This is a genomic window from Prauserella aidingensis, assembly GCF_024171865.1.
Taxonomy (GTDB): domain Bacteria; phylum Actinomycetota; class Actinomycetes; order Mycobacteriales; family Pseudonocardiaceae; genus Prauserella; species Prauserella aidingensis.
The window spans coordinates 108214-123255 of the sequence record NZ_JAMTCN010000013.1 but is presented as its reverse complement, the minus strand read 5'-3'; the positions used below and the strand labels follow the sequence as shown (position 1 = coordinate 123255).

The window sequence follows — 15042 nt, the reverse complement described above, 5'->3', positions numbered from 1 at the left end:
GGGATGCCCCCAAGGGCACCTTGGTTGCACTCAACGCCCCTGATCTTCCCCTCGCGCGGAGAGCCGCTCGGACGGAGACCCCGGGCGGAGGCCGCTCGGGCGGGCGAACCGTGAGGGAAAATTCGGGACTCCCCGCCCGCCGACCCGAGCACCGCCCCTCACGGACATGCCGACGTGTGGCTGTGTTCGATGTCTCGCCCTGTTCGATGTCTCGCTGCCCTGGGGAGGGTCGGTGACGCGAGCCGGGCGCGGTCAGTCGGCTTCGGCGATGCGCGCGAGGAGGCGGTCGTGCACGGCGGGCGGCACCATGCCGGTGACGTCGCCGCCGTAGGTCGCGACCTCCTTGACCAGCGAGCTGGACAGGAAGCTGTACGCCGGGTTGTTCGACATCAACAGGGTCTCGACGCCGGAGATCTCACGGTTCATCTGGGCCATCTGCAGCTCGTAGTCGAAGTCGCTGACCGAGCGCAGCCCCTTCACGATCGACTGGATGCCCTGCTCTTTGCAGTAGTCCGTGAGCAGGCCGTGCCACGAGTCGACCCGCACGTTCGGCAGCTTCGCCGTCGACTCCTGCAGCAGCTCCATGCGCTCGTCGATCGTGAACATGCCGCGCTTGCTCTTGTTGATCAGCACCGCGACCACGACCTCGTCGAACAGGTTCGCCGCACGTTCGATCACGTCCAGATGCCCGTTGGTCGCCGGGTCGTAGGAGCCGGGACACACCGCTCGCCGCATGGCACAGAACCCTAACCGCGATGCCGGGCACCGCTGCTCGCGTGATCGAAGGACCGCGCGGACGGTAGCAACCGCCCGCGGCCGCCGGGCACGGATGTGGCCGATCTCCACCTTGTCCGGGATGTCGACTTCGCCACGCCGGAGCCGACATCCGAACGCCCCCAGGGGCACCTTGGTTGCACCCAACGCCACCAATGTGCCCTGGGGGCGGGAAAGGTCCCGGCGGGGCGTCAGTCGGCGGTGTCCGTTTCGAGGCCTCCTTCGGCGTCGGGGTCGACCTCGGCTCTGAACAAGGCGCTGCCGCCGTAGCGCTTCGTGCGCAGCGCCGTGAGCCCCGCAGGCCAGGCCGGGTCGCCGTCGCGCACCGCACGTTCCACGACGACGAGCGCGCGGTCGGTCAGCCAGCCACCGCGGACCAGATCCGTCAGCACGCCGGCGAGCGTGTCCCCGGGCAGTACGTACGGCGGGTCGATCAGCACGACGTCGAACGGCTCGGTGCTTCCCCCTGCGACGACCGACTCGACCGCGGCCTGCCGGACGTGTCCGCCGAGGCCGACGGTGGCGACGTTGCCGCGCAGCACCTCCGCGGCCTTGCGGTCCGATTCGACGAACACGACGTCGGCGGCACCGCGCGAGAGCGCCTCGAGCCCGAGCGCACCGGAGCCCGCGTAGAGGTCGAGCACGCGGGCGTCGTCGAGGTCGCCCGCCGTTTCCAAGGAGTTGAACAGGGCTTCCCGCACCCGTTCGGACGTCGGCCGCGTCGTCCGCGGCGGCACCCGCAGGGTCCGTCCACCCGCTCGTCCGGCCACGATCCTGGTCACGCCCGAATCCTAGGCAGCCACGCGCAGCGTGTCCGATTGGGTGGCGGCGGGAGACGGGCGGGGCTGCGCAGCCACGCGCGACGACCCGGCAGCCCGCCGTCGCCTGCTCCCGGGTCGTACGGCGCTACCCGTCGTACGGCGCTACCCGCACGTGCGCGGGCGCGCTCGCGCACGTGGCGAGTGTGACTCTTGGCCGGACCTTGTGCTGCCGGGCGGCCGACTCGCGTATTGTCGTTCTTCCCCTTCCCGGCGACTTTGCGGCAGGAGCGCGTCAGTGTCGGAACCTCGGGTCAGACGGGCCGAGATCGCGATCGAACAGTCCCACGTGGACCGGGTGTACCGCCGGCTCGGCGAACTCCGGAGCCAGGCCGAGGACATGCGCACGAAGGGCTACGAGATCGGTCACGGTGCGCAGCGTGAGGCCGTGTTCGAACAGGCGTCGATGCTGTTCGAGCGGGACATGATGGTGAACCACGCGAATCAGACGCTGCAGTCGCTGGACGCCGAGTACGAAGGCCTGGTGTTCGGCAGGCTTGACCACACCAGCACCGAACCCGTCTACGTGGGCAGGCTCGGCATCCGCGACGCGGACTTCGAGAACCTGGTCACCGACTGGCGCGCACCCGCGGCGGCCGCGTTCTACCAGGCCACGGCCGAGGCGCCGATGGACGTGGTGCGGCGGCGGGTGATCCGCTGCTCCGGCCAGCAGGTGCTCGACGTCGACGACGACGTGCTCATGCCCGAGTCGGTGCCGGACGACATGCCGGTGGTCGGCGAGGGCGCGCTCATGGCGGCGCTGGGCCGAGCGCGTGGCGAGAAGATGCGCGACATCGTCGCCACCATCCAGAAGGAACAGGACGAGGTGATCCGGGCGCCGTGGCGTGGCGTCACGGAGATCACCGGCGGTCCCGGCACCGGCAAGACGGCCGTGGCGCTGCATCGCGCGGCGTACCTGCTGTACCGCTACCGCAGGCAGCTGGGCGGTGCGGGCGTGCTCGTGGTGGGTCCGTCCGGGGTGTTCACGTCGTACATCTCGCGGGTGCTTCCGTCGATGGGCGAGACGAACGTCGAGCTGCGGGCGCTGGGCGAGGTCCTGGACGGCATGGAGGCGACGCGGCACGACCCCGCTCCCCTGGCCGCCGTCAAGGGCTCGTTGCGGATGCGGAAGGTGCTGCTCAAGGCCGTGCGGGCGACGCCGCCGGACGCGCCGACGGAACTGCGGATCGTCTACAAGGGTGAGGTCCTCAAACTCGGCGCCAAGGAGCTCGACAAGGCGCGCAAGAAGGTGCACTCGGCGGGCGGCCCGCCGAACCGGTCGCGGGTGCGGGCCGCGGAGACGCTGCTGGGGATGCTGGCCGACAAGGCCGAGGAGAACGCGGCCTCGGGCGGTCCGCAGCTCGAGCGCGCCGACGTGATCCACGACCTGGGCGAGCGCATCGACTTCCACCGGTTCCTGGTGACGTGGTGGCCCGTGCTGTACCCGGCGCAGGTGCTGCGCTGGCTCGCCGACGACGACCGGCTGGCGCGCGCGGCCAAGAACGTGCTCACGGCCGACGAGATCGCGCCGCTGGCGGAGTCGCTGCGCGGCGAGGGCGACGACTGGACGGTCGCGGACGTGGCGCTGCTCGACGAGATCCGCGTGCTGATCGGCCCGCCGCCGAAGCGCAGGAAGCAGCGCGCACAGGAGATCGAACTGGACGCGGAGCAGACCCGCGATTCCGACGATCCGGCACGGTCGCGCACGGCACGCCCCGCGCACTACGACGAGTACTCGCACATCGTCGTCGACGAGTCGCAGGACCTCTCGCCGATGCAATGGCGGATGCTCGGCAGGCGCGGGGCACACGCGAGCTGGACGATCGTGGGCGATCCGGTGCAGAGCTCGTGGCCCGATCCCGTCGAGTCCGAGCAGGCCAGGACGCAGGCGTTCGGGGCGAAGACGAAGCACCGCCGGTACACGCTGCGCACGAACTACCGGAACTCGGCGGAGATCTTCGACCTGGCCGCCCGCGTGGTCTCGGGGCGGGGAGCCGACGACGCCGACCTGCCGAACGCGGTGCGCACCACCGGTCTCGAACCGGAGGTCCGCACGGTCGACGCCCACGACCGCGAGGCCGCGGTGCACTCGGCGGTGAAGGAACTGCTGGACTCGGTCGACGGCACGGTCGGCGTCATCTGCGCGATGGACCGGGTTCCCGAGGTGGAACGGTGGTTGGCCGGGCAGTCCGAGGACCGGCTCAAGGTCGTCGGCAGCCTCGACTCGAAGGGGCTCGAGTACGACGCCGTCGCGCTCGTGGAACCGACCGAGTTGATCACCGAGTCGCTCACCGGCAGGCGCGTGCTGTACGTGGCACTGACCCGTGCGACGCAGCAGCTGACGATCGTCGCCTCGGACGACGACTGGCGCTGACGCCCGCCGTTCCGTCCCCGGTGCGTTCGGCGCGTGCCCGCTGATCCGCGGCGTGAGCCTCACCTCGGTCGCGGCCGGAATGCCCCGCCGATGCCGTGGTGTTGACCATGGGCGTGAGTGCTCTGCATGACGTCCCCCTGTCGGTACTGGACCTCTCGCCCGTGGTCAGCGGGTCGGACGCGGCCACGTCGCTGCGCAACTCGCTCGACCTCGCGCGCCACGCCGAACGGCTCGGATACCGGCGGTACTGGGTGGCCGAGCACCACAACATGCCCGGCATCGCCAGCTCCGCGACGGCCGTGCTGATGGGACACATCGCCGACGCCACCGAGCACATCCGCGTCGGATCCGGCGGTGTCATGCTGCCCAACCACGCGTCGCTGATCGTGGCCGAGCAGTTCGGCACGCTCGAGGCGCTGCACCCGGGCCGCATCGACCTGGGCATCGGCCGGGCCCCTGGCACCGACCCGCGCACCGCGAAGGCCCTGCGTGGCCACGCCGGCCCGACGGCGAACGACTTCCCGCAGCAGCTCGCCGACCTGGTCCGGTACTTCGACCACGACGAGGAGCGCCCCGTGAACGCGGTCGTCGCGGAGGGCAACCGGCCGGAGTTCTGGCTCCTCGGTTCGAGCGGGTTCAGCGCGCAGTTGGCGGGACAGCTGGGACTGCCGTTCTCGTTCGCCCACCATTTCAGCGCGGACAACACCGAACCGGCACTGAAGCTCTACCGCGAGTCGTTCCGGCCCTCGGACGTGCTCTCGGAGCCACGGGTGCTGTTGGGCGCGTCCGTGCTGTGCGCCGACACCGACGACCGTGCCGAGTACCTGGCCCGGTCGCAGCAGCTCAACTTCCTCAGTCTCCGCAAGGGAAACCCGATTCCGCTGCCGAGTCCCGAGGAGGCCACCGAGTACCCGTACACCGAGCTGGATCGGGCGTTCATCGAGAAGAACACGGCCAGCGCGATCGTCGGATCGCCGGAGACCGTGCGGACACGGCTGGAACAGCTGGTCGCCGACACGGGTGCCGACGAGGTGATCATCACCACGATGGCCCACGACCACGCCGCCCGAGTGCGCTCCTACGAACTCGTGGCTTCGCTCACTCGGCCCGATTCCTAGACCGAACCGGTTACGATGCGTTCTGGCGTGCGCTCGACGTGACCAGGCGTAACGGGGAGGGACCAATGGGTGAGCCGCTGAGCCACGATTGGGGTTCGGAGTACGACCACCACCACACAGGCGGTTACGGCGAGTGGCTCCCCGGTGCCGAACCGCAGCACCCGTACCCCCAGCAGGCCTATCCCGAGCACGCGTACCCGGCCCCCAAGCCACCGCCTCACCAGCAGCCGTACCCCCAGCACGTCCCCGCGCCCGGCCAGCACGCCGCCCCGAACGCGAGCACGAGCGGCCGTCACGCCCTCCCCGACCCCGACGACGTCCCGTACGCCCCGGCGGCCCCGGACACGGCCGCCACTCCCCCGGAACCGGAACCCGCCGCGCCGCCGCAGCCGCGCCCGGCCGACGAGCCGGGCGGCGACCCGGCGGTCCGCGACACCGTCCAGCGCGCACTGGCCGTGCACCGGCTGCTCAACGGCCAGACGCCGCCGTCGCCGGACCCGCTGCCCGCGCTGCGCCGGATTCCGCTGCCCGACGTCGAACCCCCGCGCATCGACCTCGTCAAGACACTGGTCAAGCGCCGTTCCTGGGACGTGTTCGCCCACCGCGGTCTGGACCTCGCCGCGCTGAGCGGGCTGCTGCGGTTCGCGCTCGGGGTGCAGCGGTTCGAACCGGCGTACGGTTCGGAACACCACCCGATGGGCATGGCACCGAGCGGCGACGGTCTGGACCTGTTGCGGGCGTACGTGCTGATCAGGGGCACCGACATCCTCGAACCGGGCGTGTACCGGTACGAGGCCATCGCCCACGAGCTCACTCTCCTCACCACGACCGACCCGGTGCGGCCTCTCCAGCACGTCTACTGGCAGCCCGAGTTCGCCGCGGCGCCGGTCGCGATCGCGCTGACCACGCAGATGGACGTGGCGTACGAGCGGAAACCGTTGCGGCACTACCGGACGATGCACGTCGACTCGGGCATCGCGGTGCAGAACGTGTATCTCATCGCGACCGCGCTCGGACTGGCCTGCTGCGCGGTCTCCGACTTCGACGACGCGAACCTGTCCCAGCTGCTCGGCGTCCCCGAATCCGAGATCCCGACGATGCTCGTCCCCGTCGGCCATCCGCCGGAATGACACGGCACCACCGGAACGCCGAAGCCCCCCAAGGGCACTGTGGTTGCATTGAGTGCAACCACAGTGCCCTTGGGGGCATTACCCTCCCGGGCCGGCGTCAGCCGATGGTGATCGGCGTGGCCGGGTCGGTGATGTCGTAGACGGCCTCGAAGGTCAGTGCGTCACCCTCACCGACCAGTCCGAAGCACCCGCTGACGTTCGTGGCCTCGAGCGGGGCGACACCGTCCGGCAGCGCGACGTCCGGGCTCACGGTGAGCTGGCCCGTGCTGTTGTCGTAGCTGCCCGGTGCGTTGCCGACGGCCTCGAAACTGCACGTCACCGTCGAGACGCTCACGTTGACCTCGCCGACCCAGCCGGTGGACACGCCGGTCGCGCTGTCGAAGGAGCCGATGTGCAGCTGGTAAGGCTCGGCGTTCGGCGTCACCGAGACACCACCGAGCGGGCCCGTGCAGTCCTGGAAGCCCACCGACAGGTCACCGATGGCCGCAGGCGTGGTGTGGTTGCCGTCGGCGATCGTCCCGTCGGCACTCGACGACGAGCAGTTCATCTCGGTGCCCGTGTCGGTGTCGACGAACGTGACACCGGAGGCCGAGGCGGCCACCGTTCCGTCGGCGTTCGGGTTGGTGACGGTGATGTCCTGTGCCGCGGACGCGGCGGGGGCCGCCACGAGGGCGACCGCGGCCGACAGGGCCAGGCCGGTCAGAACACCCGGCATACGTGTACGCATCGAACTCCATCCTCCGTTGGGTGAAGACTCTCGCTACAACGAACTCGTCGGCGCCACAGACTCGCTGCGACACCTCGATCACTTCCTGAAACACCGTGCAAGACCGGCCGATCTCGTGGCGATGATCCGGCGCGCCGGATCGCCGTGAACGACGCTAAGCGGGCCGGATCGGGCCGAACAAGGCATTCCCGTCACAGCACGCGGAGCGCTCACCGGTGGCACAACTTTTCGCGGGAGCGTTGTCACCGGCCGACGAATCCGCTCCCCGCACCGCTTCCGCCGCCGTCCCGGGTCGAGACGCCGCCGTCCCGGGTGGCGGCGCTGCCGTCGGCGACGGAGGCGCCTTCGTCACCGGTGAGGCTGTAGAGCGCCATCTCGAGTTCGAACCGCGCCCTGGCGTCGCGCAGCCGGTCGCCGAACGCCTCCTCGATCCGCCGCATGCGATACCGGATCGTCTGCGGGTGCAGCCCCAGCCGCTCCGCCACGGCGTGGGCGTTTCCCTGCTCCTCGAGCCATGCGCGCAACGTCTCGATCGTGCGTTCCCGTTGTCGTTCGGTGAGATCGGCCAGTGGTTCGAACAACCGTCTGCGCAGCTGCGCGGCGACGACGCCGGAGTGCCGCAACAACAGCTCGGGCAACCGGTCCTCCGCCCACACGACCGACTCGGCCGACGCGCCGCCGTCCCCGGCGAGCGCCAGCACGCGCCGCGCGAGCCGCACCGAGTCGGCTGCGGCGAACGGTTCCACCGGCACGCCCACCCCGACGGGTCCGCAGACCAGCGACGCCTGCAGCCGCGCGGCCTCGTCGGCCGTCACCGCTCCGGGGGCGAGCAGGAACGGGTTCGTGCCCGTCAGGTCCGCGAGCATCTCGCAGGGCGCCTCCCCCGACGACGGCCACACCGGCGGGCTCAGCGCGACCGCGGTGACCGTGTCGGGGAGCGGCCAGCGCGCGAGGCGGGCCAGCTCCTCGAAATCTCCCCGGGACCCCGGTCTGCCGTCCGTCAGGGCGCGCACGAGCCTGCGCCGCGCCGTCGTCACGGGATCGGCGGGCTCCGACTTCGCCTCGCGGTAGCCGTCGAGCGCGACGGACGACAGCTCGTCCATCAACGCCAGCATCCGGTCCGCCAGCTGCGACATGACCGCCGAGGAGAAGCCGCTGCGCCTGCCGAGCAGCATGATCCGCCGCCAGGCCACCCGCACCCCGATGCGGTACGCGTGCTGCAACGTGTCGAGGCTGCGGCCCTCTCGGAGTTCCTGCCTGCCGATCCGCCGGTGCACCTCGTGGCCGTCCAGCACCGCCGAACCGCGTGCAGTCCTCGCCGGGGTGCCGCGCGTGTGCCCGGGTGCCGCCGACGCGGCGGCGGGGTCGGCGAGCCGGTCGACGAACAACGCGATCGCCTGCCGCACGCCCTCGGTCATCCACCGGCCGTAGGGGCCGTCGAACGAGCCCTGGTACTCGGGGATCGCCGCACGGATCGCCGCGATGATCTCACCGGCGACGTCCTCCAGCTCGGGTCGCATGATCCCGCCGACGCCCCGCAACAATCCGGGTTCCGACGCTTCTCGTGCACGGTGAGTACTCACGGGCAGTGACAACTCCCTTCCCCACAGTCATCGGAGGGACGGAGGCGAGCACACCACACGAACCGGCGAGGCGGAAGACCGGCGCCGGCGGAGGAACCAGCATGCTCACCCGGGCGGCCCAGTACGAGCGGTGGTTGTCCGGCAGCGCGGAGAATCCCCCGGGGGGCACCCTGGTTGCATTGAATGCGACCAGGGTGCCCCGTGGGCGGTTTCGGGCCCGGGTCAGCGGGCGGAGTCGAGGGCACGGCCGAGCGCCTCGATCACGGGTACGAGACGCCGCAACGAGTCCGGGTCCGTGGTGGCGCATTCGGTCAACGAGGCACCGCAGACGCGACCCTCCGATGCAGCCGCGATGGCCGCCGCCAGCCCGTCGACGGTGAGCCCACCCGGTTCGCGACAGTGCGTGCCGTCGAACTCGGAGGGGTCGAGCACGTCCAGGTCGACATGAAGATATACCGGCCGTCCCGACACGGCGTCGCGCACCGCGGCGGGATCGGCGGGTGGTGGCACGTGCCGCACGAGACCGTCGGCCACGACCCGGCGTTCCTCCGGGTCGAACACGCGGGTGCCGATGAGCACGGCGTTGCCGGGCTCGACGGCCGGACTGGCGTCGAAGTCGCGGTCGACGACGCGGGCAGGCCCCGCCCCGGGTATCGACCGGCCCGACACCGTACTGCCGGGCGGAGCCGCGTCGGCGGGCAGGACCGCGTCGGCGGGCGGAGCCGTGTGGCGGCCCGACCTCCCGCACAGCGCACCCAGCACCATGCCGTGGAACGCGCCGGACGGCGTGTTGTCGGCGGTGTTGCAGTCCGCATGCGCGTCGAACCATGCGACGGTCAGCTCGGGCCCGTATCGGTGGCGCGCGACTCCCACCGGAACCAGGTCGACACCGCAGTCACCGCCCACCGTCAGCACCGGTCCGCCGGGCCCGAGCGCCGTCAACACGGCATCCCGGTTCCGCACCAGAGCCCGCCGATTGCGCACACCGTCCACAGTGGCCGTGGCGTTCGGAACAACGGGCACCTCGTGCACCTCCGCGCCGAGGACGTCCCCGGCGAGGGCCGCGAGTGCGCGACAGCCGGCGGGAAGCTGTCGTGCGGCATCGACGGAGATCGCTCCCTGCCACTGCGGCACGGCGCGAATCTCCACAGGTGCGCGAGCTTCCACGGACGGTTCCTGCCGCCCCGCCCCGGTTGCCGGCGTCGCCGAACTCATCGCGCACCGGCGCGGTGCTGCCGCGGTGAGATCCCGCGGTGCCGTTTGAACGCGGCGCTGAAGGCGAAGGCGTTGGCGTACCCGACCGTGCGGGCGATCGCCTCGGCCGTGTCGTCGGTGCCGCGCAACAGATCCGCGGCAACGGTGATGCGCCAGTCCGCGAGGTACGACATGGGCGGCGTGCCCACCAACTCGGCGAACCGGCGGGCGAACGCCGCACGGGACACGCCGGTGCGGGCTGCCAGCGCGGCGACCGTCCACGGTGCACCCGGCTCGTCGTGTATCAGCCGAAGCGCCTCACCCACCACGGGGTCTCCCTGGGCACGGAACCAGCCGGGAGCGTCGCCGTGTTGCCCGCCCAGCCACGTCCGCACGGTCTCGACGAGGGCGAGGTCGAGCAGCCGGTCGAGGACGGCCTGCTGCCCGGGCCCGGGTTCGTCGAGCTCGGCGATCAGCAGGTCGAGCACCGGGGAGGCGATGTCGGCGGCCCGCACCAGCGCCACCGCCGGCAGCGCGGCCAGCAGCCGGGCGCCGACGTCGCCGGTGACGCTGTAGGTGCCGGTGACGAGCACGGAGGAATCCGGCGACTCCCGGCCGGACCAGGTGCGCAGGAACTCCTCCGTGAGATCGGTTCCGTCCACTGTGGTCAGCCGGTTGCCGGGGCAGACGACGACCGACGGCGGCGTGTCCACCTCGTCGGCCACGACGTGCGGCGCGGGGCCTTTGACGACGGCGACCTGCCCCTCGTCGATCCGCACGGGCCGCGCGACCCCGGGTTCGCCTCCCACCTCGGGCTCGCGCTCCTCGTCGGGCACGAGCCAGGCGTGGCCGCGCGTCACCGTCACGAGTGCGAGCCGCGATCCGTCGGCGATCCGCAGCGCCCACGGCGGTTCGAGCACGGTCCGGCAGAAGGCGGCCGACCGTGCCCTGACTCCCGCCAGCAGATCGGCCAGAGCATCCATACCGACCAGCGTAGACGATCCGGCATGAAAGCGAGCGGTTCGAGCATGGAACGTCTCGCTCGACGCGACGACCGTGGACACCGTCAGCACCTGAGCCCGACGACCGATCGGAGACCACCATGTACGCCATCACCGGAGCCACCGGACACGTCGGCGGCGCCGCCGCCCGCACGCTCCACGCCCGCGACCTCCCCGTCCGGCGCGTCGTCCGCGACCCCGCCAAGGCGGGCGCGGCCGACGCCGTCGCCGACCTCACCGACCCGGCCGCCCTGACCGAGGCGTTCCGGGGCTGCGACGGCGCGTTCGTGCTCATTCCCCCGCTCCCGAGCGGTTCCGACACCGAGCACCGGCACATGGCCGACACCATCGCCACCGCCGTCCGCGACAGCGGGGTCGGCCACGTCGTCGCACTGTCGTCGTGGGGTGCCCAGCACGAAAGCGGCACGGGGCCGATCCGCTGGCTCCACCACCTCGAACAGGCACTCGGCGGAACCGGGGCCGTCGTCACCGCGGTGCGGTCGCCGCACTTCCAGGAGAAGGTGGAGGCGACGCTCGGCGCCGCAGCCGAAGGCGGGATCCACCCGGTGTTCGGCGACTCCGCGGACGTTCCCACCACGATGGTGGCGACCCGGGACATCGGCCGGGTCGCTGCCACAGCACTCGCCGACCCGCCCGCCACGAGCGAGATCGTGCACCTCGACGGACCCGAGTACACGGAACGGCAGGTGGCCGAGAAGCTCGGGGCCGTACTCGGGAAGCCGCTCGACGTCGCCCTGCTCGCGGCCGAACTGGCGGAGATGTACGACGCCGAGGCCCGCGGACTGTTGCAGCCCGCGGGCGACCGGCAACACCGGTGCGTCACCGAGCTCGGCGACACCCTCGCCGCGCTCGCGTGACGCACCGGCGAGCGGTCAGTCGAGGACGATCAGCAGGTCGCCGCCTTCGACCTGTTGCACCGGGTTGATGGCGAGCCGCCGCACCGTGCCACCCGTGTGCGCGGTGATGGCGGCCTCCATCTTCATCGCCTCGATGGTCGCCACGGTGTCACCCGCCTCGATCACGTCGCCGTCGCCCACCTGCAACGTGACCACACCGGCGAACGGCGCGGCGACGTGATTCGGGTCGTTCTTGTCCGCCTTCTCCGCGGCGGGCACGTCGGTGGCGACGGAGCGGTCGCGCACCGGGATGGGCCGCATCTGACCGTTCAGTGTGGACATCACGGTGCGCATGCCGCGGTCGTCGGCCTCGCCGATCGCCTCGAGCGCGATGAACAGCCGCACACCGGGCTCGAGGTCCACCGTGTACTCCTCCCCCGGGCGCAGGCCGTAGAAGAAGTCCTTGCTCGGCAGCACGCTCGTGTCGCCGTACGCCTCGCGGTGGGTGTCGAACTCCTTCGTGGGCCCGGGGAACAGCAGCCGGTTGAGCGTCGCCCGCCGGTCGGTGCCCAGCGCGGCCCGGTCCTCGTCGGACAGCTCCGATTCGGACTTGGCCTCCGCGCGCCCCTCCAGGGCCTTGGTGCGGAACGGCTCCGGCCAACCGCCGGGCGGGTCGCCCAGCTCGCCACGCAGGAACCCCACGACCGAGTCGGGGATGTCGAACTTTCCGGGCTCGGCCTCGAACTCGGCGGGATCGACGCCCGCGCCGACGAGATGCAGCGCCAGGTCACCGACCACCTTGGACGACGGCGTGACCTTGACGATGTGCCCGAGCATTCGGTCGGCCGCGGCGTACATCGCCTCGATGTCCTCGAACCGGTCGCCCAGTCCGAGCGCCTTCGCCTGCGTACGCAGGTTCGACAGCTGACCGCCCGGGATCTCGTGGTCGTACACGCGGCCGGTCGGCGAGGCCAGACCCGCCTCGAACGGGGCGTAGATCTTCCGCACGGTCTCCCAGTACGGCTCGAGATCACCGACGGCGCGCAGGTCGAGGCCGGTGGGCCGGTCCGAGTGGTCGGTGGCGGCGACGATCGCCGACAGCGACGGCTGCGACGTCGTGCCCGCCATCGACGCGACCGCCCCGTCCACCGCGTCCGCGCCGGCGCGGATCGCCGCCAGGTACGTGGCCAGCTGGCCGCCCGCGGTGTCGTGGGTGTGAATGTGCACCGGCAGGTCGAACTCCCGGCGCAGCGCGGTCACCAGCTGCTCGGCGGCGGGTGCACGCAGCAGGCCCGCCATGTCCTTGATCGCCAGCACGTGCGCGCCCGCCTCGACGATCTGCTCGGCCAGCCGCAGGTAGTAGTCCAGCGTGTACAGCTTCTCGCCCGGATCGGACAGATCCGACGTGTAGCACAGCGCCACCTCGGCAACCGACGTGCCGGTCGCGCGCACGGCGTCGATCGCGGGCCGCATCTGCGAGACGTCGTTGAGCGCGTCGAAGATGCGGAAGATGTCGATGCCGGTGTCGGTCGCCTCCTGGACGAACGCGTCGGTGACCTCGGTGGGGTACGGCGTGTAGCCGACGGTGTTGCGCCCGCGCAGCAGCATCTGCAGGCACACGTTCGGCATGGCCTCCCGCAGCAGCGCGAGACGCTCCCACGGGTCCTCGGCGAGGAACCGCAGCGCGACGTCGTAGGTCGCGCCGCCCCAGCACTCCACCGACAACAGTTGCGGCAGCGTGTGCGCCACGGTGGGCGCGATCGCCGTCAGATCCTTCGTGCGCACGCGCGTGGCCAGCAGCGACTGATGGGCGTCACGGAAGGTCGTGTCGGTGACGCCGACCGTGCCGGAGGAGCGCATCCACTGGGCGAACCCCTCGGGGCCGAGCTCGGTGAGCTTCTGCTTCGACCCCGCAGGCGGCGCGCCCTGCGGCGGCGCCGGGACCTTCGTCTCCGGGTCGACCAGCCGCGGACGCTCGCCGTGCGGCTTGTTGACCGTGACGTCGGCGAGGTACGTCAGCAACCGGGTGCCACGGTCGGCCGAGTGACGCGCGGTGAGCAGGTGCGGCCGCTCCTCGATGAACGCCGTGGTGACCCGGCCCGCCTGGAAGTCCGGGTCGTCCAGCACGGCCTGCAGGAACGGGATGTTCGTCGCGACACCCCGGATGCGGAACTCGGCCAGCGCACGCCGCGCTCTGCCGACCGCGGTGTCGAACGTCCTGCCCCGGCACGTCAGCTTGACCAGCATCGAGTCGAAGTGCGCGCTGATCTCGGTGCCGGAGAACGCGGTGCCGCCGTCCAGCCGGATGCCCGACCCGCCCGGCGACCGGTAGGCGCTGATCATGCCGGTGTCCGGCCGGAAACCGTTGGCCGGATCCTCGGTCGTGATCCGGCACTGCATCGCCGCGCCGCGCAGGTAGATCGCCTCCTGCGACAACCGGAGGTCGGCCAGGCTCGACCCCGAGGCGATGCGCAGCTGCGACTGCACCAGGTCGACGTCGGTGACCTCCTCGGTGACCGTGTGCTCGACCTGGATCCGCGGGTTCATCTCGATGAACACGTGGTTGCCGCTGCGGTCGACGAGGAACTCGACGGTGCCAGCGTTGCGGTAACCCATCTGCCGGGCGAGCTTCACCGCGTCGGCACAGATCCGCTCCCGCAGGTCCGGGTCGAGGTTCGGGGCGGGCGCGAGTTCGACGACCTTCTGGTGCCTGCGCTGCACCGAACAGTCGCGCTCGTAGAGGTGGATGACGTCGCCGCGGCCGTCGGCCAGCACCTGCACCTCGATGTGCCGCGGCTCGACGACGGCCTGCTCGAGGAACACGGTCGCGTCGCCGAAGGCCGACTCCGCCTCGCGGGACGCGGCCTCGATCGCCTCCCGCAACTGCGCCGGGTCCTCGACGCGCCGCATACCGCGGCCGCCACCGCCCGCAACGGCCTTGACGAACACGGGGAACGTCAGCTGCTCGGCCGCCGCGGCCAGCTCGTCGACGTCGGCCGACGGGGCCGAGGAACCCAGCACCGGCACGCCCGCCTCGCGCGCGGCCGCGACGGCGCGCGCCTTGTTACCCGTGAGTTCGAGCGTCTCGGCGTCCGGGCCGACGAACGTGATGCCCGCTTCCTCGCACGCGCGCGCCAGGTCGGGGTTCTCGGACAGGAAGCCGTAACCCGGGTAGACGGCGTCGGCACCGGCACGCTGCGCGGCGCGGACCACCTCGTCCACCGACAGGTACGCCCGTACCGGATGCCCCGGTTCGCCGATCTCGTAGGCCTCGTCGGCCTTCAGCCGGTGCAGCGAATTGCGGTCCTCGCGGGGAAACACGGCCACCGTCCCCGCACCCAGTTCGTAGGCGGCGCGGAACGCGCGGATGGCGATCTCGCCACGGTTGGCGACGAGCACTTTGCGGAACATTCCCGGTCCTTCCGTCCCTCGGATCGGTCCCGGAGCACGTTACCCGCTATCTCCC

11 protein-coding genes are annotated in these 15042 nt (G+C 71.4%); 4 read left to right on the top strand and 7 right to left on the bottom strand.

Annotated features, from left to right (window positions below):
- Positions 1 to 252 precede the first annotated feature (252 nt).
- The gene (gene coaD / locus LY13_RS14990; RefSeq protein ID WP_253829036.1) at positions 253 to 735 is read right to left on the bottom strand and encodes a pantetheine-phosphate adenylyltransferase; all 483 of its coding nucleotides are present in this window, start codon (positions 733 to 735) and stop codon (positions 253 to 255) included.
- 230 nt (positions 736 to 965) lie between these two features.
- Positions 966 to 1556 carry a 16S rRNA (guanine(966)-N(2))-methyltransferase RsmD gene (rsmD, locus tag LY13_RS14985; RefSeq protein WP_253829035.1) on the bottom strand — a complete coding sequence of 197 codons (591 nt, stop codon included), beginning with the start codon at positions 1554 to 1556 and terminating at the stop codon, positions 966 to 968.
- Positions 1557 to 1830: 274 nt separating this feature from the next.
- Between rsmD and LY13_RS14980 the strand changes: the two genes are divergently transcribed.
- The 3 genes from LY13_RS14980 (at position 1831) to LY13_RS25985 (ending at position 6214) form a co-directional block, all read left to right on the top strand.
- Positions 1831 to 3966 (top strand): HelD family protein, encoded by a 2136-nt coding sequence (locus LY13_RS14980; protein ID WP_253829034.1) that lies wholly within the window; start codon positions 1831 to 1833, stop codon positions 3964 to 3966.
- Between the two features lie 107 nt (positions 3967 to 4073).
- Positions 4074 to 5084, top strand: a complete 1011-nt coding sequence (locus LY13_RS14975) for an LLM class flavin-dependent oxidoreductase (protein WP_253829033.1) — start codon at positions 4074 to 4076, stop codon at positions 5082 to 5084.
- Between the two features lie 65 nt (positions 5085 to 5149).
- Entirely contained in the window at positions 5150 to 6214 is a 1065-nt protein-coding gene (locus LY13_RS25985) for a SagB/ThcOx family dehydrogenase (protein ID WP_308216339.1), read from the top strand.
- Between the two features lie 97 nt (positions 6215 to 6311).
- Here LY13_RS25985 and LY13_RS14965 read toward each other — a convergent pair whose 3' ends face one another.
- The 4 genes from LY13_RS14965 to LY13_RS14950 form a co-directional block, all read right to left on the bottom strand.
- Positions 6312 to 6941: a hypothetical protein gene (locus tag LY13_RS14965; RefSeq protein WP_253829032.1), complete on the bottom strand. Its 630-nt coding sequence runs from the start codon at positions 6939 to 6941 to the stop codon at positions 6312 to 6314.
- Positions 6942 to 7183: 242 nt separating this feature from the next.
- Complete coding sequence (locus LY13_RS14960) at positions 7184 to 8524, bottom strand: PucR family transcriptional regulator (protein ID WP_253829031.1); 1341 nt, start codon at positions 8522 to 8524, stop codon at positions 7184 to 7186.
- 222 nt (positions 8525 to 8746) lie between these two features.
- Positions 8747 to 9673 carry an arginase family protein gene (locus LY13_RS14955; RefSeq protein WP_253829060.1) on the bottom strand — a complete coding sequence of 309 codons (927 nt, stop codon included), beginning with the start codon at positions 9671 to 9673 and terminating at the stop codon, positions 8747 to 8749.
- A gap of 62 nt (positions 9674 to 9735) precedes the next feature.
- Positions 9736 to 10701: an AraC family transcriptional regulator gene (locus LY13_RS14950; RefSeq protein ID WP_253829030.1), complete on the bottom strand. Its 966-nt coding sequence runs from the start codon at positions 10699 to 10701 to the stop codon at positions 9736 to 9738.
- Positions 10702 to 10820: 119 nt separating this feature from the next.
- On the opposite strand from LY13_RS14950, the gene LY13_RS14945 reads away from it, so the two are divergent.
- Positions 10821 to 11597, top strand: coding sequence for an NAD(P)H-binding protein (locus LY13_RS14945; RefSeq protein WP_253829029.1), 777 nt, complete (start codon positions 10821 to 10823; stop codon positions 11595 to 11597).
- A gap of 15 nt (positions 11598 to 11612) precedes the next feature.
- Here LY13_RS14945 and LY13_RS14940 read toward each other — a convergent pair whose 3' ends face one another.
- A complete protein-coding gene (locus LY13_RS14940) occupies positions 11613 to 14987 on the bottom strand; it encodes a pyruvate carboxylase (protein WP_253829028.1) in 3375 nt (1124 codons plus the stop codon).
- Positions 14988 to 15042 lie beyond the last annotated feature (55 nt).

What these genes read in the sequence shown, in the direction of transcription:
- LY13_RS14945 (WP_253829029.1), top strand. Translation starts at nt 10,821, where the DNA reads ATGTACGCCATCACCGGAGCCACCGGACACGTCGGCGGCGCCGCCGCC.
- LY13_RS25985 (WP_308216339.1), top strand. Translation starts at nt 5,150, where the DNA reads ATGGGTGAGCCGCTGAGCCACGATTGGGGTTCGGAGTACGACCACCAC.
- LY13_RS14940 (WP_253829028.1), bottom strand. Translation starts at nt 14,987, where the DNA reads ATGTTCCGCAAAGTGCTCGTCGCCAACCGTGGCGAGATCGCCATCCGC.
- LY13_RS14975 (WP_253829033.1), top strand. Translation starts at nt 4,074, where the DNA reads ATGGGCGTGAGTGCTCTGCATGACGTCCCCCTGTCGGTACTGGACCTC.
- LY13_RS14950 (WP_253829030.1), bottom strand. Translation starts at nt 10,701, where the DNA reads ATGGATGCTCTGGCCGATCTGCTGGCGGGAGTCAGGGCACGGTCGGCC.
- LY13_RS14965 (WP_253829032.1), bottom strand. Translation starts at nt 6,941, where the DNA reads ATGCGTACACGTATGCCGGGTGTTCTGACCGGCCTGGCCCTGTCGGCC.
- coaD (WP_253829036.1), bottom strand. Translation starts at nt 735, where the DNA reads ATGCGGCGAGCGGTGTGTCCCGGCTCCTACGACCCGGCGACCAACGGG.